The organism is Pseudomonas rustica, from assembly GCF_018336155.1.
Taxonomy (GTDB): Bacteria; Pseudomonadota; Gammaproteobacteria; order Pseudomonadales; family Pseudomonadaceae; genus Aquipseudomonas; species Aquipseudomonas rustica.
This window is the reverse complement of record NZ_JAGYHF010000009.1, coordinates 245,561-266,708: the sequence shown is the minus strand read 5'-3', so window position 1 is coordinate 266,708 and position 21,148 is coordinate 245,561. Positions and strand designations below refer to the sequence as shown.

Here is a 21,148-nt window from a genome sequence, read left to right as displayed (position 1 = left end):
GATACGCCGACGTGCAATACCGAGCCGAACTCACATTCTGAAAAGCCCAAAAACCGGCCCCCTCTCCCTCGGGAGAGGGCTGGGGTGAGGGGCGAACCCACCAAAAAACCAAAGCCAAACACCCGCTCTTCACCACTCAATAGGCCGAGTGTCAGCTCGCCTGCTCTTGATCTTGATCCACGAGCGACGTCGGAAGGCTGAGTGGAGGGATTGATCCGGGGGTGGGAGCGCAGCGACCGTTTGGCGCAGCCAAACACAGCGAGAGGAGGTGCAGCGAAGCAAACCGTAGGCGCTGCGCCCGGATCGATCCCGCAGCGAAGGAACCCCGAGCCCCAGCGAGCGGGCCGAACGCAGGAGCAAAGCCTTTTCGGTTACCTTTTCGGCGTCTGGAAAAGGTGACTCGCCGTAAGGGCGAAACCTCAATCCGCCATCACAAAAAAAACGGATATACACCCAAACCCCCAAGAACATGGTCGGCCCAAAGGCCGCCAAGCCCAAAAGCGTGACACCTGTCAAAACCCTGAACACACAAGCAGAAACATCCCCTCCCATTGAAACCACCCAAGCCCTGCCCCATCTAAGACCCATACCCCATTGCGCAGGTGCCCCATGAGCGACCAGCAAGAATTCCCCGATCACCCCGACGACTACACCGAAGACGACCACATCGAACACACCTCCTCCGGCAAAGGCCTCGCCCTGCCAGGCCAAAACCTGCCGGACAAGGTCTACATCATCCCGATCCACAACCGCCCGTTCTTCCCGGCCCAAGTCCTGCCGGTCATCGTCAACGAAGAACCCTGGGCCGAAACCCTCGACCTCGTCAGCAAATCCGACCACCACTCCCTGGCCCTGTTCTTCATGGACACGCCCCAGGAAGACCCGCGCCACTTCAACACCGGCGCGCTCCCCGAATACGGCACGCTGGTCAAAGTCCATCACGCCAGCCGCGAAAACGGCAAATTGCAGTTCGTCGCCCAAGGCCTGAGCCGCGTGCGCATCAAAACCTGGCTCAAACACCACCGCCCACCGTACCTGGTCGAAGTCGAATACCCGCACCAGCCGACCGAGCCGACCGACGAGGTCAAGGCCTACGGCATGGCGCTGATCAACGCGATCAAGGAACTGCTGCCGCTCAACCCGCTGTACAGCGAAGAGCTGAAAAACTACCTCAACCGCTTCAGCCCCAACGACCCGTCGCCGCTGACCGACTTCGCCGCCGCGCTGACCTCCGCCACCGGCCCCGAGCTGCAAGAAGTGCTCGACTGCGTGCCGATGCTCAAGCGCATGGAAAAAGTCCTGCCGATGCTGCGCAAGGAGGTCGAAGTCGCGCGCCTGCAAAAAGAGATCTCGGCGGAAGTTAACCGCAAGATCGGCGAGCATCAGCGCGAGTTCTTCCTCAAGGAACAACTCAAGGTCATCCAGCAGGAACTCGGCCTGACCAAAGACGACCGCAGCGCCGACCTCGAACAGTTCGAACAACGCCTCGAAGGCAAAGTCCTCCCCGCGCAGGTGCAGAAGCGCCTCGAAGAGGAAATGAACAAACTGTCGATCCTCGAAACCGGCTCGCCGGAGTACGCGGTCACCCGCAACTACCTCGACTGGGCGACCTCGGTGCCGTGGGGCGTGTACGGCGAGGACAAACTCGACCTCAAGCACGCACGCAAAGTCCTCGACAAACACCACGCCGGTCTCGACGACATCAAGGATCGCATCCTCGAATTCCTCGCCGTCGGTGCTTATAAAGGTGAAATCAGCGGCTCCATCGTGCTGCTGGTCGGCCCACCGGGCGTGGGTAAAACCAGCGTCGGCAAATCCATCGCCGAATCCCTGGGCCGACCGTTCTACCGTTTCAGCCTCGGCGGCATGCGCGACGAAGCCGAGATCAAGGGCCATCGCCGCACCTACATCGGCGCGCAGCCGGGCAAACTGGTGCAGGCGTTGAAAGACGTCGAAGTGATGAACCCGGTGATCATGCTCGACGAGATCGACAAGATGGGCCAGAGCTACCAGGGCGACCCAGCCTCGGCGCTGCTGGAAACCCTCGACCCGGAACAGAACGTCGAATTCCTCGACCACTACCTCGACCTGCGCATGGACTTGTCGAAAGTCCTGTTCGTCTGCACCGCCAACACCCTCGATTCGATCCCCGGCCCACTGTTGGACCGGATGGAAGTGATTCGCCTGTCTGGCTACATCACTGAAGAAAAAGTCGCCATCGCCAAGCGTCACCTGTGGCCGAAATTGCTGGAAAAGGCCGGCGTATCCAAGGGCAGCCTGAGCATCAGCGACAGCGCGCTCAAGTCACTGATCGACGGTTACGCCCGTGAAGCCGGCGTGCGCCAGCTCGAAAAACAGATGGGCAAACTGGTGCGAAAAGCGGTGATGAAGCTGATCGACGACCCGAAAGCGGTGATCAAACTCGGGCCGAAAGATTTGGAAGCGTCACTGGGTCATCCAGTGTTCCGCAACGAACAAGTGCTGTCCGGCACCGGTGTGATTACCGGTCTGGCGTGGACCAGCATGGGTGGCGCGACCTTGCCGATCGAAGCGACGCGCATTCACACGCTCAACCGTGGTTTCAAGCTCACCGGGCAACTCGGTGATGTGATGAAGGAGTCGGCGGAGATCGCCTACAGCTACGTCAGCTCGCACTTGAAACAGTTCGGCGGCGATGCGAAGTTCTTTGACGAAGCCTTCGTCCACCTGCATGTGCCCGAAGGCGCCACCCCGAAAGACGGCCCAAGCGCCGGCGTGACCATGGCCAGCGCCCTGCTCTCGCTTGCGCGTAATCAACCGCCGAAGAAAGGCGTGGCGATGACCGGCGAACTGACGTTGACCGGGCATGTACTGCCGATTGGCGGCGTGCGCGAGAAGGTGATTGCGGCGCGGCGGCAGAAGATTTTCGAGTTGATTTTGCCCGAGCCGAACCGGGGTAATTTTGAGGAATTGCCGGATTATCTGAAGGAAGGGATTACCGTGCATTTCGCGAAGAAATTTGCCGATGTGGCTAAGGTGCTTTTCTAAGAAGCAGTCATCATTTATTTACCTTCATCACGGACACAACGATTCGCTCGTGATGAAGGTAACGAATGACCAAACGGGTATTAAAAGTTAATCTTTAATTGCAAACAGTGTTTAAAACCTGACAGAGTTGACAGTACCCAACGCGTGTCAGCTCCTTTAACGTTCCTCGGCATGAATCTTTAATTTATTAGAGGAACACCATCATGAGGGCGCACGAAGCTTGCGACGAAATAAAAGACAAAAAAACATTTATAGCAACGAAAAACGGTAGCCCGCTTTTTGAAACGGACCTTATCACCGTAGATAATCAGAACACTTATATCATCATCGAAGGTTCCTACAGGCTTGGATTCAGAGAGGGACAATCGATCAGGTTAGTCATCGATCGATCCACACCTGACGGTGAGCAAACATTTGTGCCCAACCAAAGACTGAGAGAAGTTTTCTATCTCAGCATGGCAGGAAAACACTACGCTAAAGCGGGTACATTCAATTGCACTCTCGACAACATCAACCTGAAATACCGGTTGAATTTCAAACTGACATTTAATACACACGTCGAGGATATTGAAGTTGATCTGGTTATACCGTGATCACATCTAATTTTCCTCGCCGGTAAATCCGCTATCGCTGGCAAGCCAGTTCCCTCAATGTTTATTGGTGCTCACCAATCTTGTGTTCAACCGAGAAACATGTGGGAGCTAGCTTGCCGGCGATGGCATCAGTGCTGACAACACTGGTCTTGCTGACTGTCACACTTTGTCTCATCTTCAGTTATGCTCACCGTTCGTCGTGAACGCCCGGAGCCGCTGACCTTATGTCCCCCACTCGCCTGTTTGTCCCCCTCGCCCTCTCGTTGCTGGCCGCTTGCGCCAGCCAACCGAAACAGAACGTGACCGTGGAAAAACAAAGCGAATGCCCGGTGAAACTCACTAACGGGCAAAACCTGATCATCACCCTGCCAAGTAATCCAACCACCGGCTACCGCTGGGCCATTCAGGATTCCGCTGGCGGCGTGCTGCGTGCACTCAGCCCTGAGGTTTACAGCAATCCGGAAGATGCCGGCGTGGTCGGTGCGGCCGGAATTTCAACCTGGCGCTTCCAGGCGTTTGCGCCCGGTACCGGACGTCTGCGTTTGACCTCGCAACAGCCGTGGGCGCCGGAAGTGCTGCCGGTGGAAACCTTTGATTGCGCGATTACGGTGAACTGATCGTGGGTTGGTTGATTCTGGCGATGATGGGCGCAGTGACGTTTCTTTATGGTTTGAGCACCCACGCGGCGCTCCTGTGTTTGTTGGTCAAACCACTGCCAGTGCTGGCGCTGCTCGGCTGGCTGCATGACGCGCCGCCCAGCGACTATCGGCGCTGGATCAGTCTGGGGCTGATTTTCTCGTTGCTCGGTGATGTGCTGCTGGCGTGGCCGGGGGATTTGTTCGTGTTTGGCCTTGGCGCGTTTCTGGTCGCGCATCTGGCGTATCTGAAGGCTTATCTGAGTGACTGCAAGCGTCTGGCGATGCTGCCGCTGGTGCTTGCCCTCGGTGTTGGCGCGGTGCTGTTGGGAATGCTGATTTCCAGCGGGCTCGGGCCATTGCTGGTGCCGGTTATTGTCTATGGCACGGCAATCAGCGCGATGCTCTGGCGCGCACTTGCCCGACTCGGCACCGATGTGCCGAAACGTTCGGCGTTGCTCGCGGCCGGCGGTGCGCTGGCGTTTGTATTCTCCGACAGCGTGATTGGCATCGATCGTTTCGTATCGCCATTCCACGCTGCGCCATACGTCATCATCCTCAGCTATTGGCTCGGCCAGTGGGGCATCGCCGCCTCCGCGTTCTCCCAAACCAAACGGATCTGATCATTCCCACGCTCCGCGTGGGAATGCATCCTGTGACGCTCTGCGTCACTTGCGCAGGGACGCAGAGCGTCCGGGGCGGCATTCCCACGCAGAGCGTGGGAACGATCAGCCGATCTCTGCAGGAGCTGCCGCAGGCTGCGATCTTTTGATTTACCGCTTTATCAGACAACCCAAGCATCCCCGCGCCCTTTTGGCTAAAATGCCGGCCTTTCCATTTACACCGCCGGAACCGCCGTGAGCAAAGAACCCGATCGCATTTTCGCCAAGCCTCTGGCCCAGGTACCCGACTTCGCCTTCAACGAAGACGTGGTGCGGGTGTTCCCGGACATGATCAAGCGCTCGGTGCCGGGTTACCCGACCATCGTCGAAAACCTCGGCGTACTCGCGGCGCAATTCGCCCAGCCGAACAGCGTGCTCTACGATCTCGGCTCCTCGCTGGGTGCGGTCACTCAAGCCCTGCGCCGCCACGTGCGCACCGACGGTTGCCGGGTGATCGCGGTGGATAACTCTGCCGCGATGGTCGAACGCTGCCGCGAATACCTCAACGGTCAGGACTCGATGTTTCAGGAGTTGCTGCCGGTCGAAGTGATCGAAGGCGACATTCTCGCCCTCGATTTCCAGCCCGCCTCAGTGGTGGCGCTGAACTTCACCCTGCAATTCATCGCCCCCGATCAGCGCACCGCGTTGCTATCGCGCATCCGCCAATCGTTGCTGCCGGGCGGCGCGCTAATCCTCTCGGAGAAGCTGCGCTTCAATGATGCCGAAGAGCACGCGCTGCTCACCGATCTGCACGTCGCCTTCAAACGCGCCAACGGTTACAGCGAACTGGAAATCGCCCAGAAGCGCAGCGCCATCGAAAACGTCATGAAGCCCGACAGCCTCGAAGAACACCGCGAGCGCCTGTTGGCGGCCGGGTTCTCGAAAGTCGTGCCGTGGTTCCAGTGTCTTAACTTTGCCTCGTTGATTGCCTTGCCATGATTGATCTGTCCCCCCTCGCCCGCCGTCTGGCCGGCACGCCGCTGGCCGAATGGGCCAACACGCTGCAAGCTCAACTCGACAAGAAAATGGAGAAAGGCCACGGCGACCTGGAGCGCTGGCAAAGTGCGCTGGATGCCTTGCCGAAGATCCAGCCAAGCGAAATCGATCTGCTCAACGGCCTGAAGCTCGACACCGATTGCGACGATGAAACCCGCGCGCAGATGCGTACTGCGTTGATGGGACTGTCGCCGTGGCGCAAAGGGCCGTTCGATCTGTTCGGCGTGCACGTCGACACCGAATGGCGCTCGGACTGGAAGTGGTCGCGTGTCGCCCCGCATCTGGATCTGAAAGGCAAACGCATCCTCGATGTCGGTTGCGGCAACGGCTACTACATGTGGCGCATGCTCGGCGCCGGCGCCAACAGCGTGATTGGTGTCGATCCGAACTGGTTGTTCTTCTGCCAGTTCCAAGCGGTGCAACGTTATCTGTCCGAGCCGAATGCCTGGCACCTGCCGTTCCCGTTCGAAGACCTTCCGGCGAATCTGGAAGGCTTCGACACGGTGTTTTCGATGGGCGTGTTTTATCACCGTCGCTCGCCGATCGAGCACTTGCTGGCGCTGAAGGATTGCCTGGTCAAGGGCGGCGAACTGGTGCTGGAAACGTTGGTGGTTGAAGGCGACAAGCATCAGGTGCTGGTGCCGGAAGATCGCTATGCGCAGATGCGTAACGTCTGGTTCCTGCCGTCGGTGCCGGCACTGGAATTGTGGTTGCGTCGTGCGGGGTTTACCGACATTCGTTGCGTGGATGTGAGCACCACGACTGTTGAAGAACAGCGCGGTACCGAGTGGATGAAGTATCAGTCGCTGAGCGATTTTCTTGATCCCGAAGACCACAGCAAAACCATCGAAGGCCTACCGGCACCGATGCGTGCGGTGATCGTCGCCAAGAAGTAACCCAACCTCTCAAACACCGCGGTGAATTCACCCCTCACCCCAGCCCTCTCCCCAAGGAGAGGGAGCCGATCCTTGGGCTTTTCGAAACTTGAGTTCGACTCGATAACTCAGGTCGGCGGATCTCGCCCATTCAACCCAGTCAGTCCCCTCTCCCTCCAGGAGAGCGAGCCGATCCTTGGGCTTTTCGAAACTTGAGTTCGACTCGATAACTCAAGTCGGCGGATCTCGCCCATTCAATCCGGTCAGTCCCTCTCCCTCCAGGAGAGGGAGCCGATCCTTGGGCTTTTCGAAACTTGAGTTCGACTCGATAACTCAAGTCGGCGGATCTCGACCATCCAACCCGGTCAGTCCCTCTCCCTCCAGGAGAGGGAGCCGATCCTTGGGCTTTTCGAAACTTGAGTTCGACTCGATAACTCAAGTCGGCGGATCTCGACCATCCAACCCGGTCAGTCCCTCTCACTCCAGGAGAGGGAGCCGATCCTTGGGCTTTTCAAAACTTGAGTTCGACTCGATAACTCAGGTCGGCGGAGCTCGACCATCCAACCCGGTCAGTCCCCTCTCCCTCCGGGAGAGGGTTAGGGTGAGGGGCTTTTTGCTCTGCGGGCGCGGAAGAATTCAGTCAGCACCGCGCCACATTCCTCCGCCAACACCCCGCCTTCATACAACACCCGGTGATTCAAAAAGCCCTGGGTAAAAAACTGCCCCTGACTCTGCACAATCCCGGCCTTCGGCTCCAGCGCCCCATACACCACCCGCGCCACCCGCGAATGCACGATCAACCCCGCGCACATGCTGCACGGCTCGAGCGTCACATACAGCGTGCTGCCCGGCAGCCGATAGTTATCCACTGCCTGCGCCGCCGCGCGGATCGCGACCATTTCGGCATGCGCACTCGGGTCGCTGGCACTGATCGGGCAATTAAACCCACGCCCGATGATCTCGCCATCCTGCACCAGCACCGCCCCCACCGGCACTTCGCCCAGCGCTGCACCTTGTGCGGCGAGCGCCAAGGCTTCACGCATGAAATCGCGATCACGGCTACGGTCGATGATCGCCGCTGGGCGAATCTGGCGCATCACTTCACCTCGATGGCGGCCATCAGGCCGGTTTCCATGTGGTCGATCACGTGGCAGTGGAACATCCACACCCCCGGATTATCGGCCACCAGCGCCACTTGCGCGCGCTCGTTCTTGCCCAGCAGATAGGTGTCGGTGAAATACGGAATGACCTTGTGCCGGTTCGACGACAACACTTTGAAGCTCATGCCGTGCAGGTGAATCGGGTGCTGATACTGGGTCATGTTTTTCAATTCGAAAATATAGCTCTGCCCCAGCTTCAAACTGGCGATCGGCCGATCAGCGCAAGTCTTGTCGGTGATGTCCCAAGCCTTGCCGTTGATTTGCCACAGGCTCGGCGGCCGCCCGTTGTCGACGTCGACCGACACCGAACCGACCCATTCGAAATTGAAGTTGAGTTTCTCGGCATTCGCCAGATCCGGCTCGGCCACCGGGTTGGCCGGCAAGGTTTTCGGCCAGTCGGTCGGCGCGTCGGTATTGGCCACCGAACGCAATGTGCCCAAACGCACCGGGCCATTACGCAACGACAACTCTTCGCCCGCCGCCGGTGCCTTGATCGCCAGACAAATGCGCATGCCCGGGCCCAGCCAATATTCTTTGCCCAATGGCCGTGGCTCGACCGGGTTGCCGTCCAGCGCATAAATTTTCGCTTCGACGCCGGGAATATTGATGCGATACGTGAGGGTGTTATCCAGATTGAGCAGCCGCACCCGGGTGATCTGCCCCGCCAGCAATTCAATCACCGGGGTCGGCACACCATTGATCGTCGACAAACGCCCTGCCGTACCGCCCCGCGCCGCTTCGCGCGGAATACTGAACTCGACGAAATTGCCTACGTCATCAATGTGCCAATTCTTCAGGCTCAAGGTCTTTTCGTAGACGAAACCGGTCGGCTCGCGCTCTTCAATGATCAGCGGCCCGACCAACCCGCGACCCAGCTCTTCGCTGCTGCTGACGTGCGGGTGATACCAATAGCTGCCGGCGTCCGGCACGCGGAATTTGTAATCAAAGTATTCGCCGGGCAACACCGGCAGTTGCGAAACGTACGGCACGCCATCCATTTCCAGCGGCAGGCGGATGCCGTGCCAGTGAACCGTGGTCGCCACTGGCAAGTGGTTGATGAAGCGCACCCGCAGCCATTCACCCTGACGCACGCGCAATTCGGTGCCCGGCGCTGACGGGCCGAACGCCCAGGCTTCGGTCTTGTGCCCTGGCACCAGCTCAACGTCCAGTGGCGCGGCGATCAGCTCGTAATCGTGACCCGCCTCAGCGTCGGCCATCTTGCCCAGCCAGTAACGCGACGCGCCCCCCGCGCCGACGCCAACGACAACTAGACCGGCCAGGCCACCGAGGATTTGGCGACGGGTAAAGGACATGAACTCAACTACCTCACGTATCAGCGACAGGCCCGGGGGCCCGTTAAAAGGCGAATACGATACACCCGCAACTGCGAAACAGTAAGGCCGGCGTGGCAATGCGACACAGGTTCGCCAGCTATGCGGGAACCTTTCGTACAGATCGCGTCCCTGCTTCCTTCACGCTCAGATGGTCTCAGCCCTACAGATTCGCGCCGCTGAAAAAGCCATAGTGTTGATCAGTTTTTCACCCCCCATTTCTCAAGGAGCGAGAAGTGAATATTTCTGTAACCCTGCCCCCATCTCTGCTTCCAAACCCTGCCGATGAACAGTCACTGCACGCGCTGGTGCTGCCGTTTACCGAGGCTTGCCCCGACCTGCACGACATGGCCCACGAAGCGGCCCAGGGCATTCTCGACAAATACGGTATCAAAGACATTGATCCCGAAAATGTCTGGTGGCACCGCTTCAACAACACCTCCGTCAGCAGCGACAAAGCCTTTCTGGGCTGGGAGCATTACCCATCACCTTCGGAGTCACTGACGCTGGCGGAGCTAGTGGTCAAACGCTTTCACGCTCCCGATCAGGACAATGCCGACCTCCTCGACGGCTACGGCGGCTTTTACAGCGAAGGCGCAGACGCATCGGTCTTCAACGAGACCAACGAGGTTCGCCTGCGCCCCAGCGAAGTGCTGAAAGACCTTTGGGCGATCAACTTCAGCGAACTCTATCGAACGAAAATGCAGCAGTTCTGGACGCTGCACGCCGACGATTTCCGCACGTTGGCCAAACTGAATTTCCTCGCCAAGGCCCTCGACGAACACGACGGCGAACGGCTGAACAATGAAAACCTCAAAACATTGATCAAGGCTGTGGCGAGCGATATCACCTGGCCGGTTTCGCTGGCATTTCTGCAACGCGAAACGCCCGTTGCTGACGGACTGCGAGTGAGCGCCCTGAACATCGGCGGCTACAGCGCCACGGATATCTTGTGCATCGCTGACAGCAATGGCGTGCAGATTCTCTACACCCCCGGTGAGCTTGACTGCTTCCATGTGCTCGCCACTGAGTCCGATCTGCATTGGTGGTTGTTGATGCAAAACAATCATGCGGAGAATCGCGCACGCTTCATGGCGCATTTCCCCTTGGCCGCCCAGCAACAGGACGATGGCAATATCGGTCTGAATGCCATGATCGACTTGCTGTACTCGACGTGGGGCGCCAGCGATCACCACTTGATCAACCAAAACACCACCGCAATCACAGGTGACGCGTTCAGTTGGCTACGCGACTCGGTCAAGGCGCGCATGCACAGCGATGCTGACCTTTCGCTGCATTCCAATGGCGAGCTGCGCAAGAAGATGTGGATCGGCTACCTGAACGCCTTTCTCAGGGTTTTCGGCTCCATGGCCGCCGTGGGCTGGCCCGTTGCGCTGGCAGTGGTCGGTGCGGGACTGGCCGACATGGGCTTGAACATCGATCAAGCCATCAATGGCACCAGCAAGGCAGATCGCAAGGCCGGAGTCATCGGAGCGATCGCCAGCGGCATCGATGTGCTGTTCAACCTGTCGTACCTGCGTGGAGCAGCAGAGGTCGCGGAAGTTGGCGAAGCGAGCGAAATGTTTAACGTTCAGGACGAGTTTACCGAACCCCTTATCGACGAATCGACTGCAGATATTGCAGATGTCCCGCCAATTGCGCGTTATGCCCCAGGCCCCGCTTATGCGCAACAAGGCACAGACTTACTGGAGTCTTTCGAGACCAATGAAGTGCTGGACGGATTATCGCCTGTCTCGCAAGAAGGCCAGTATCAAGGGATTTTTCAACCACCGGGTGGTGGGCACTACGTACTGATCAACGACAGTTATTACCTGGTTCGCTTCATCAAAGAGCTCAAGGGCTGGGCGATCATTGATCCGGCAAATCCTCACTCGTTCTATCGCAGTTTGCCGATTCGTCTGGATGAGGCTGGGGAATGGCAACCGATCAATCGTCCGGGCCTGATGGGCGGCGGCAAGTGCATCGGGCTGTGGCCATGGGGTCGCGCCCGAACACCGCTACCGGACGTGGACAGTCCGCCGACCGCCTACGACATTCCACCCGCTTCACGCGATGCGCTGAACGAACTCGCTCAAGGCCGGGGTACCAAATACGAGCTAAAAGATTACATGGCCACCCTGCCAAAAACCGACGCCAGCAATCCGCACGCTGAATTCAAGGCGTTACGCCAGACGCTATACCGCGATGCCAATGCCTTTCTGGAGTCCCACACGCTGCCACCGCGCCCGGAAATCCCTGAATTGCCGGCGAAACTCGCGCCGAAAGAGATCATCAAGAAGCTGTATAAATCGGCGTCCGGGCTGGTCATTGGCGAGAATCACTCCAGTGTCGGCAGCAAACAGTTTCTGATCGACAACATGGCGGCACTCAGTAAACAGAAGGTCAAAACCCTGTATCTGGAGCATGTGCTGACAGACTTCCATCAAGCCGATCTGGATGTTTTCAATCGCACCGGGAAGATGTCAGAGACGCTGGAAACCTACCTGAAGACCATGGACGGGGGATTCAAAACCGACACCAGCGGCCAGTACACCTTCCTCGAACTGGCCAAAGCGGCGCAAAAAAATCATATCCGTGTCCAGTCGATCGATTGCCTGGCCAGCTATAGAAGCACCGGCATGAGCGGTGTCGACAAAAGCACTTTCCGCCAGAAGATGATGAATTACTTTTCGCATGAGGTGATCACGGCGGATCAGAACGCTCGTGGCGCCCATCGCTGGGTCGCGCTGGTAGGCGACAGCCATGCCAATACCTGGGAAGGCGTACCGGGTTTAAGCGAACTGGAAGGCGGCATCGGCCTGCGTATAGAAAGCACCCCGGCCGGAACTGCCCGAGGCATAGAGCCGGATCCCGGGCGCATTCCGACCGACGAGTTTGCCCGCCCGTTATCGCCCGTCAAAAGCGACCTGCGCCTGCAAATCGACACCCCCGCCAGCGTTGCCTTGGCCGACTCACTGGAAAAAACACTGATCAATCCCGGCGATTGCACGGTGATGAACATCGACGACGTCGCCACGCTGATTCATCGCAGCAGCGATGGCAACATCGTTCGCACGCCGATCCTCAACAAGGGCGGGTTCTATTACGTTGAACGGCCGAACTGGCCCATCAGCGGCCGACGTTACCCCAACCTTGCCGAACTCTCGGCTGCGTTGCGGATCATGGGGTTCAAACCGATAAAAATCAGCTGACGTAAAAAAGCCCCGTGAACTCGCGTTCACGGGGCTTTTCGGGGTTAACACCGATCAATCAGACCGGGATTATTCCCACTCAATCGTCGCTGGCGGTTTGCTCGACACGTCATAAGTAACGCGCGAAATGCCTTCGATTTCATTGATGATGCGGCCGGAGACGGTTTCCAGCAGTTCGTAAGGCAGGTGAGCCCAACGCGCGGTCATGAAGTCGATGGTTTCTACGGCACGCAGGGCAACCACCCAGGCGTAACGACGGCCATCACCAACAACACCAACCGATTTCACTGGCTGGAACACGACAAAGGCTTGGCTGACTTTGTGGTACCAGTCGGCTTTGCGCAGTTCTTCGATGAAGATGTGGTCGGCACGACGCAGCAGGTCGGCGTATTCCTTTTTCACTTCACCGAGGATACGTACGCCCAGACCCGGGCCCGGGAACGGGTGACGGTAGACCATGTCGTACGGCAGGCCGAGTTCCAGGCCCAGACGACGGACTTCGTCCTTGAACAGTTCGCGCAGTGGCTCGACCAGTTTCAGGTTCATCTCTTCCGGCAGGCCGCCCACGTTGTGGTGCGACTTGATCACGTGGGCCTTGCCGCTTTTCGCGCCAGCCGACTCGATCACGTCCGGGTAGATGGTGCCCTGAGCGAGGTACTTGATGTTGTCCAGTTTGTTCGACTGGGCATCGAATACGTCGATGAAGGTACGACCGATGATTTTGCGCTTCTTCTCTGGATCGGCTTCGCCGGCCAGGTTGTTCAGGAACTGCTCTTCAGCGTTGGCGCGGATCACCTTGACGCCCATGTTCTCGGCGAACATGGCCATCACTTGCTCGCCTTCGTGCAGACGCAGCAGGCCGTTGTCGACGAAGACGCAGGTCAGTTGGTCGCCGATGGCTTTGTGCAGCAGCGCGGCAACCACCGAGGAGTCAACGCCGCCGGACAGACCCAGCAGCACGTTGTCGGTGCCGACTTGTGCGCGGATGTTGGCGATGGCGTCTTCAGCGATCTTCGACGGCGTCCACAGGGCTTCACAGCCGCAGATGTCAAGAACGAAGCGCGACAGGATGCGACCGCCCTGTTTGGTGTGGGTCACTTCCGGGTGGAACTGCACGCCGTAGTAGCCACGGTCGTCGTTGAACATACCGGCGATCGGGCAGCTCGGGGTGCTGGCGAGGACGTGGAAGTCTTCCGGCATCTTGGTGACTTTGTCACCGTGGCTCATCCATACGTCGAGGCCGAACAGGCCGTCAGCGTCGATGTGGTCTTCGATGCCGTCGAGCAGGCGGCTCTTGCCGACTACGTCAACGCGGGCGTAACCGAACTCACGCAGCTCGGAACCTTCAACCTTGCCGCCCAGTTGCTCGGCCATGGTCTGCATGCCGTAGCAGATACCGAAAACCGGTACGCCCAGATCGAACACTGCCTGTGGGCAGCGCGGGCTGTCGGCGACGTGTACGGACTCGGGGCCGCCGGCGAGGATGACGCCTTTAGGAGCGAATTCGCGGATCGCATCTTCGTCCATGTCGAACGGGTGCAGTTCGCAGTACACACCGATCTCGCGCACGCGGCGGGCGATCAGTTGGGTGTATTGCGAACCGAAGTCGAGGATCAGGATGCGGTGAGCGTGAATATCGAGGGCCATGATTCAGTCTCGTCTAAGTCATTCAGAAACAGTCGTGATACAGAAACAACTCGGGGCTGAATAAAACAGCCCCGGTTGTCTAACGATTTGCTTGAAGCATCAACCTACGCGGTAGTTTGGCGCTTCTTTGGTGATCTGCACGTCGTGAACGTGGGATTCGGCCATGCCGGCGCCGGTGATCCGCACGAATTCAGGCTTGGTGCGCATTTCTTCGATGTCGGCGCTGCCGGTGTAACCCATCGAGGAACGCAGACCGCCCATCAGTTGGTGAATGATCGCGCTCAGGGTGCCTTTGTACGGCACACGGCCTTCGATGCCTTCCGGAACGAGTTTTTCGGCGCCGGCCGAGGAGTCCTGGAAGTAACGGTCGGAAGAACCTTGAGCCTGGGACATGGCGCCCAGCGAACCCATGCCGCGATACGCCTTGTACGAACGGCCCTGGAACAGTTCGATTTCGCCCGGCGCTTCTTCAGTACCGGCGAACATCGAGCCCATCATCACGCAGGAAGCACCGGCTACGATGGCCTTGGACAGGTCACCGGAGAAACGGATGCCGCCGTCGGCGATCAACGGAACGCCAGTGCCTTCAAGGGCAGCGGCGACGTTGGCGATGGCACTGATTTGCGGGACGCCGACACCGGCGACGATACGGGTGGTGCAGATCGAGCCAGGGCCGATACCGACCTTGACTGCGTCAGCGCCTGCTTCGGCCAGAGCCTTGGCAGCGGCGCCGGTGGCGATGTTGCCGCCGATCACCTGCACTTCAGGGAAATTCTGTTTAACCCAACGAACGCGGTCGATCACGCCTTTGGAGTGACCGTGAGCGGTATCGACTACCACCACGTCCACACCGGCATTGACCAGCGCAGCGACGCGGTCACCAGTGTCTTTACCGGTACCGACAGCAGCGCCAACGCGCAGACGACCTTGATCGTCCTTGCTGGCCAGCGGGTAGGCTTTGGCTTTTTCGATGTCGTTGACGGTCATCATGCCTTTGAGGGCAAATTTGTCGTCAACGATCAGAACGCGTTCGATGCGGTTTTTGTGCAGCAACTCGCGAACGTCGTTCTTGTCGGCGCCTTCCTTGACCGTGACCAGACGCTCTTTAGGCGTCATCACTTCACGGACGGTGGCTTCCAGACGGTTTTCGAAACGCACGTCACGGGAAGTGACGATGCCGACCAGGTCGCCATCGTGCAGTACCGGAACGCCGGAAATGTTGTGCAGACGGGTCAGTTCGAACAGTTCACGCACCGTGGCATCAGCCTCGATGGTGATCGGATCCTTGACTACACCGGCTTCGTAACGCTTGACCTTGCGAACTTCGGCAGCTTGCTGCTCGATGGTCATGTTCTTGTGGATAATGCCGATGCCACCTTCCTGAGCCATGGCAATTGCCAGACGGGCTTCAGTAACGGTGTCCATTGCGGCAGAAACCAGAGGAATATTCAGCTCGATGCCACGGGTTAGGCGGGTCTTGAGACTGACTTCGTTAGGAAGCACCTCGGAATAACCGGGCACTAGGAGAATGTCGTCGAATGTCAGAGCTTCTTGGCTGATACGCAGCATCGCGGGGGCTCCCGAGCGGGAAAATGGAAGCGCGCCATTATAGTCAGACACCCCCTTCGGATCAACGTAAAACTCAGCCTAATTGATATACGGAAAACCCTGTTTTTTGTAGGAGCTGCCGGAGGCTGCGATCTTTTGACGTTGTCTGTTAATAACCAGATCAAAAGATCGCAGCCTTCGGCAGCTCCTACAGGGAATATTTGAGGGTCAGAGTTCGACTTTTACCCAGCTGACGGGGAGATCGAGCCAGTCAGCGAACTCGTCGAGGAAGCTTTGTTTGAAACCCGCCTCCAGCCAATTGTTGAAGATGAAGCCGAGATTGGAGAACCCGCACTCTTGCAGGTACAGGAAGCCGTTGATGTCGTCTTCGTGCCCGCATTCCGGGCAGGTGAAGTTATCGGTGCGCCCAGGCATCCAGTCTTCCAGGCTTTCGAACAGTGCCTCGCCGATCTCGCGACGGCATTCGGCGCAACCGGCTTCTCCGAGAAACCCCTTGGCCGGGGTATAGATGCAGCGTTTGGTGACGATTTCCAGACCGTTGATGGGCTCGCCGAACGGCAACGCCTGCGGGTGCAGCACCACGGCCCGCGCGCCATCGGCAATCGCGTAAGCCATACGATTGCCAGTGCGGCCGCAGGTGCTCAGCTCTTCCTTGACGATGTTTTTGCGCACCAGCCAGCGCACGATCGCCCGAGCCCGGGGTTCGTGCACCGGCAGGGTGGAGATTTTCGGGACGATGATGCTTTGCGAATTCATGGAAAGTCCTGCGGTGTGGCTGCTGACGCCTTCGCGAGCAAGCCCGCTCCCACATTGGAATGCAGTTCCCGTGGGAGCGGGCTTGCTCGCGAAGAGGCCCTAAAGGCCGGCAGCTTAATCCCTGACAAAATCCGGTCAAGTGCTGAGATAGCGCCCAATCAACGCCAGCCCGCTCGCCAGCACCAGCCACGTCACCAATCGCACAAAAGCCTCGCGCGACAACTTCATGGTCAACCGCCGCCCGACCCACAACCCCAACGCCATGGCCGGCAACAGACACAGCGCCAACATCAACAAGGGTAGCTCGGCATATACCCCGGCGATGGCAAACAGGCTCAAACGCACCACCGTACTGCAACTGATCAGCGCACTTTGCGTGGCTCGCGCCGCTTCCTTCTGCAATCGGCTGTTCAAATAAATCGCATATAAAAAGCCGCCGCTGCCAAACAGCGCACCAAATAACCCACCCACCGTGCCCATCGGCACTGCCCACCCGGCCGACAATTGCGTCGGCCGCGCTTTCACCCACAGGCTGTAAATCGCGTAAGCGCTGATAAACAGCCCCATCAACAGCAACAGCAGGTCGGACTTGAGGTTGAGCAGGAAAATCACCCCCAACGTACAACCGACCGCCATACACGGCAGCAACCGCAACAGCTCCGGCTTAGCGACATCGCGCCGCGACGGCAGCAGATTGCCGAACGCCGCGACGAAATCCAGCAACACCAGCAGCGGCACGATCTTCGACAACGGCATGAACAGAATCAGAATCGGCCCCGCCACCAACGCCGTGCCGAACCCGGCGATACCGAAGACGATATAAGCCAGCACGATGCCCAAGCCGATGATCACCCAGCCTTGCGCGCCCCACGACCACTCACTCAACAAACCCGCCACGCTCATCGATGCGCTTCCTTAATAAGCCTGAGATGACTTTAGCCAGCGCCAACGCTTGCGACTAATATCTTCAAAGTCGCCAAGTCATCTCGAAAAGGCATACCTGATGCTTTCCACCCGTCAATTGCGTTACTTCGTCGAAATCGCTGAATGCGGCAGTTTCAGTGCGGCGGCGGAGCGCTTGTTCATTGCCCAATCGGCGCTAAGCCGGCAGATCAAGACCATGGAGACACACCTGCAAACGCCGTTGTTCGAGCGCACAGCACGTCAGCCGCGACTCACGGCGGCGGGCGAAGCGTTTTTGCCGCGAGCGCGTAATCTGCTGATCGAACTGAACAAGGCCAGCGTCATGGCCACCGAAGTCGGTAACGGGCAACTCGGCACTCTACGTTTGAGCCATTCCAGCACCGTGCCGATCAGTGGGCGTTTGCTCAGCGATATCGGCGCTTACCTGCAGCAACAACCGGGCGTGTCGCTGGATATCGGCAAGCTGTCTTCCGAGGCGCAATTGGAGGAACTGGCCGAAGGTCGCCTCGATGTCGGTTTGCTGCGCCTGCCAGTGCTGCGTCAGCGCGAAAGTATTCAGATCGTGCCGCTGTTTAGTGAACGCCTGTTGCTGGCCGTACCGGCGGATCATCGACTGGCCTCCTTGGATACGGTGGAACTGGCGCAGCTCAAGGACGAAGCCTTCATCTCCATTCCCCATCCACAGCGCGGCGGCCTGAGCTATTTGTGCGCCGATCTGTGCATGCGCCAGGGTTTCTTCCCGAAAGCGGCGCGGGTAATGTCGCGCAAGACCACGCAGTTACAATTGATTCAGGGCGGATTCGGCATTGCCCTGCTGCCGGAATCAATGCAAGACATTGCACCGAGCGGCGTACGATTTCTGCCGCTGAGCGATCCCGACTGCCAAAGCACCGTCGCCCTCGCCTACCGCCAGAACCCCAGTCCCCTTATCCACCACTTCCTCCAGACCTTCACCACTCCCCTGTAGGAGCTGCCGAAGGCTGCGATCTTTTGACCTTGATCTCAAAAACCAGATCAAAAGATCGCAGCCTCGTTTCACTCGACAGCTCCTACAGGGATCGTGCAATGACGGCGAGAATGCCTTTAAACTGCGCCCCATGATTAAAGATCCCTTTGCAAGACTTGGCCTGGACCGTGAAGTCCTGACCGTCAGCCAGCTCAACGGCCGCGCGCGGGTGTTGCTCGAAGACGTGTTCAGCAACATCTGGGTCGAAGGCGAAATCTCCAACCTCGCCCGACCGGCGTCCGGCCACATCTACTTCACGCTCAAGGACAGTGGCGCGCAGGTTCGTTGCGCGCTGTTCCGGCAGAACGCCGCGCGCGTGCGCCAGGCGCTGAAAGATGGTTTGGCAGTTAAGGTGCGCGGCAAGGTCTCGCTGTTCGAAGGCCGTGGCGACTATCAGTTGATCCTCGACACCGTGGAGCCTGCCGGTGACGGCGCGCTGCGTCTGGCCTTCGATGCGCTGAAAGAAAAGCTCAGCGCCGAAGGGCTGTTCAGTGCCGAGCGCAAAGTGCCGCTGCCCGCGCATCCGCAGCGCATCGGCATTATCAGTTCGCCGACGGGTGCGGTGATTCGCGACATCATCAGCGTGTTCCGCCGTCGTGCGCCGCAGGTTCAGTTGACGCTGATTCCGACCGCCGTACAGGGCCGCGAAGCCACCGCACAAATCGTTCGCGCGCTGAAAATGGCCGATGCCCGTGGCTTCGATGCGCTGATCCTCGCCCGTGGCGGCGGCTCGCTGGAAGACCTCTGGTGTTTCAACGAAGAAGCCGTGGCCCGCGCCGTCGATGCTTGCGTGACGCCGATTGTCAGCGCTGTCGGCCATGAAACCGATGTGTCGATCAGTGACTTTGTCGCTGACGTTCGCGCACCGACGCCATCTGCGGCTGCCGAGTTGCTCGCGCCTGATTCCAGCCATCTGATCCGCCAGGTCGAAAGCCTGCATCGCCGCCTGGTGATGCGCATGCGTGACCGTTTGATGCGTGATCGTCTGCGCCTCGAAGGCATGGCGCGTCGCCTGCGTCATCCCGGCGAACGTCTGCGCCAGCAAGCGCAACGTCTGGATGATCTGGACATGCGCATGCGCCGCGCCTTCGAGCGCAGCCTCAATACCCGTCGCGAGCGGCTGATCCGTCTGGAAACCCGCCTCACCGGGCAACACCCAGGCCGCCAGTTGGCGATGTTGCGCCAGCGTCTAGACAGCCTCGCCGAACGTCTGCCGCGTGCCATGCGTGAAGGCCTGAAAAACCGTCGTCTGCAACTGCACAGTCAGATGCAGACGCTACACGTGGTCAGCCCGTTGGCGACCCTCGGTCGCGGTTACAGCATTCTGCTCGATGAGCGCGGCCATGCGATTCGTAACGCCGCGCAGACCCACACCGGTCAGCGTCTGAAAGCCAAACTCGGCGAAGGCGAACTGCAAGTGCGCGTCGAAGACAATCACCTGACGCCTGTCACCCTTTCTTTACTGGACTGATCCATGCCGCGTTTTCTGGCTCCACTGTTTTTGCTCTGCCTGACCTTCAACGCCCATGCCGACAGCTACATCACCCGGATGCTCAACAAACCGGTACCGGGTGGCGTCGCCGTGGTTGATCTGGGCACGGCCGCGCAGGCGCCGACCGCCACCTATCAAGGCAAACCGGTGCTGGTGGTCAAGGAACAGGACAACTGGCTGGCAATCGTCGGCGTGCCGTTGACGGTCAAACCGGGTGCGCAGCAGATCAGCAGTGGCGGCCGTAATCTGCCGTTTACTGTCGGCAGCAAGAAATACCCGGAACAGCACATCACCCTGAAGAACAAGCAGCAGGTCAATCCGGATCAGTCGAACCTCAAGCGCATCGAGGGGGAACTGGCCGTGCAGATCAAGGCCTATCGCAGCTTCAGCCCGAACACGCCGAGCAATCTGCTGTTGGACAAGCCGGTCAACGGGCCGCTGTCGAGCAAGTTTGGTGTGCGCCGCTTCTTTAATGGTGAAGAACGCAATCCGCACGCCGGTCTCGATTTCGCTGTACCGGCAGGCACGCCGATCAAGACCCCGGCGGCGGGTAAGGTAATTCTGATCGGCAACTACTTCTTTAATGGCAACACGGTGTTCGTCGACCATGGGCAGGGCTTTATCAGCATGTTCTGCCATATGTCGAAGATTGACGTGAAGGACGGCCAGCAACTGGCGCGTGGCGCGGTGGTGGGCAAGGTGGGCATGACCGGCCGCGCGACCGGGCCGCATATGCACTGGAATGTCAGCCTGAATGATGCGCGGGTGGATCCGGCGATTTTCATTGGCGCATTTCAGCCTTAAATATGTATTGAGGCGACCGGCCTCTTCGCGAGCAAGCCCGCTCCCACAGTGGATTTGTGTTGTGAACACGATCCACTGTGGGAGCGGGCTTGCTCGCGAAGGCGGCCTGACCAACCCACAAATCCCCCTGACACCCGACCACCCTCAATTGCGCCCCAATCTAACCTCACGCAAACTTCAACAAGATCCGCTGATTTACTCGCAATAAAATCCTGCAAAACCCCGCTTTCCGAGTATTCCTCTCAATTTTTTTCGACTGCTTGCCATCCTCTCCCCTCGCGGTTAGGGTTGAAGGCATGAAAACCTCTCACACCCTCATTCAGCTTCGCCAGCACCGCAGCCTGTGCCTCGTCAGCGCACGACTGCCAGGCTGAATCGCTGCGCCTCGCCCAGAGCTTTTCCCGACATATTCGTAACACCGGCAGGCCGCCTTTTTTCGGCCCAGACAATAAGGAATTT

16 protein-coding genes are annotated in these 21,148 nt (G+C 58.8%); 10 read left to right on the top strand and 6 right to left on the bottom strand.

Annotation, left to right across the window (positions count from 1 at the left end):
- The first annotated feature begins 609 nt into the window (after nucleotides 1-609).
- From lon to cmoB, 6 genes are all read left to right on the top strand, one after another.
- Nucleotides 610-3,027, top strand: coding sequence for an endopeptidase La (gene lon / locus KFS80_RS19375; RefSeq protein ID WP_159815767.1), 2,418 nt, complete (start codon nucleotides 610-612; stop codon nucleotides 3,025-3,027).
- Nucleotides 3,028-3,230: 203 nt separating this feature from the next.
- Nucleotides 3,231-3,620, top strand: a complete 390-nt coding sequence (locus KFS80_RS19370) for a hypothetical protein (RefSeq protein ID WP_159815766.1) — start codon at nucleotides 3,231-3,233, stop codon at nucleotides 3,618-3,620.
- Nucleotides 3,621-3,844: 224 nt separating this feature from the next.
- A complete protein-coding gene (locus KFS80_RS19365) occupies nucleotides 3,845-4,237 on the top strand; it encodes a protease inhibitor I42 family protein (RefSeq protein WP_212545607.1) in 393 nt (130 codons plus the stop codon).
- 2 nt (nucleotides 4,238-4,239) lie between these two features.
- Complete coding sequence (locus KFS80_RS19360; protein WP_212545610.1) at nucleotides 4,240-4,878, top strand: lysoplasmalogenase; 639 nt, start codon at nucleotides 4,240-4,242, stop codon at nucleotides 4,876-4,878.
- Between the two features lie 234 nt (nucleotides 4,879-5,112).
- Nucleotides 5,113-5,856: a carboxy-S-adenosyl-L-methionine synthase CmoA gene (gene cmoA / locus KFS80_RS19355; protein WP_007916813.1), complete on the top strand. Its 744-nt coding sequence runs from the start codon at nucleotides 5,113-5,115 to the stop codon at nucleotides 5,854-5,856.
- Nucleotides 5,853-6,809 carry a tRNA 5-methoxyuridine(34)/uridine 5-oxyacetic acid(34) synthase CmoB gene (gene cmoB / locus KFS80_RS19350; protein WP_159813950.1) on the top strand — a complete coding sequence of 319 codons (957 nt, stop codon included), beginning with the start codon at nucleotides 5,853-5,855 and terminating at the stop codon, nucleotides 6,807-6,809. The genes cmoA and cmoB overlap by 4 nt, the downstream gene beginning before the upstream one ends.
- Before the next feature lie 575 nt (nucleotides 6,810-7,384).
- Here cmoB and tadA read toward each other — a convergent pair.
- The gene (tadA, locus tag KFS80_RS19345) at nucleotides 7,385-7,885 is read right to left on the bottom strand and encodes a tRNA adenosine(34) deaminase TadA (protein WP_053123497.1); all 501 of its coding nucleotides are present in this window, start codon (nucleotides 7,883-7,885) and stop codon (nucleotides 7,385-7,387) included.
- Entirely contained in the window at nucleotides 7,885-9,261 is a 1,377-nt protein-coding gene (locus KFS80_RS19340) for a multicopper oxidase family protein (RefSeq protein WP_212545606.1), read from the bottom strand. Before KFS80_RS19340 ends, tadA begins: the two co-directional genes overlap by 1 nt.
- Before the next feature lie 254 nt (nucleotides 9,262-9,515).
- Between KFS80_RS19340 and KFS80_RS19335 the strand changes: the two genes are divergently transcribed.
- Complete coding sequence (locus tag KFS80_RS19335; protein WP_212545605.1) at nucleotides 9,516-12,491, top strand: membrane-targeted effector domain-containing toxin; 2,976 nt, start codon at nucleotides 9,516-9,518, stop codon at nucleotides 12,489-12,491.
- 69 nt (nucleotides 12,492-12,560) lie between these two features.
- On the opposite strand, the gene guaA is transcribed toward KFS80_RS19335, so the two are convergent.
- From guaA to KFS80_RS19315, 4 genes are all read right to left on the bottom strand, one after another.
- Nucleotides 12,561-14,138, bottom strand: coding sequence for a glutamine-hydrolyzing GMP synthase (gene guaA / locus KFS80_RS19330; protein ID WP_212545604.1), 1,578 nt, complete (start codon nucleotides 14,136-14,138; stop codon nucleotides 12,561-12,563).
- 99 nt (nucleotides 14,139-14,237) lie between these two features.
- Nucleotides 14,238-15,707 carry an IMP dehydrogenase gene (gene guaB / locus KFS80_RS19325; protein WP_053123503.1) on the bottom strand — a complete coding sequence of 490 codons (1,470 nt, stop codon included), beginning with the start codon at nucleotides 15,705-15,707 and terminating at the stop codon, nucleotides 14,238-14,240.
- A 207-nt stretch (nucleotides 15,708-15,914) separates the two neighbouring features.
- A complete protein-coding gene (locus KFS80_RS19320) occupies nucleotides 15,915-16,463 on the bottom strand; it encodes a sugar ABC transporter ATPase (protein WP_053123506.1) in 549 nt (182 codons plus the stop codon).
- A gap of 135 nt (nucleotides 16,464-16,598) precedes the next feature.
- Nucleotides 16,599-17,366 carry a sulfite exporter TauE/SafE family protein gene (locus KFS80_RS19315; protein ID WP_212545603.1) on the bottom strand — a complete coding sequence of 256 codons (768 nt, stop codon included), beginning with the start codon at nucleotides 17,364-17,366 and terminating at the stop codon, nucleotides 16,599-16,601.
- 100 nt (nucleotides 17,367-17,466) lie between these two features.
- On the opposite strand from KFS80_RS19315, the gene KFS80_RS19310 reads away from it, so the two are divergent.
- The 3 genes from KFS80_RS19310 (at nucleotide 17,467) to KFS80_RS19300 (ending at nucleotide 20,689) form a co-directional block, all read left to right on the top strand.
- Nucleotides 17,467-18,354, top strand: a complete 888-nt coding sequence (locus KFS80_RS19310; protein WP_212545602.1) for a LysR family transcriptional regulator — start codon at nucleotides 17,467-17,469, stop codon at nucleotides 18,352-18,354.
- 130 nt (nucleotides 18,355-18,484) lie between these two features.
- Nucleotides 18,485-19,864, top strand: a complete 1,380-nt coding sequence (gene xseA, locus KFS80_RS19305; RefSeq protein WP_212545601.1) for an exodeoxyribonuclease VII large subunit — start codon at nucleotides 18,485-18,487, stop codon at nucleotides 19,862-19,864.
- Between the two features lie 3 nt (nucleotides 19,865-19,867).
- Nucleotides 19,868-20,689, top strand: coding sequence for a peptidoglycan DD-metalloendopeptidase family protein (locus KFS80_RS19300; protein ID WP_053123512.1), 822 nt, complete (start codon nucleotides 19,868-19,870; stop codon nucleotides 20,687-20,689).
- Nucleotides 20,690-21,148 lie beyond the last annotated feature (459 nt).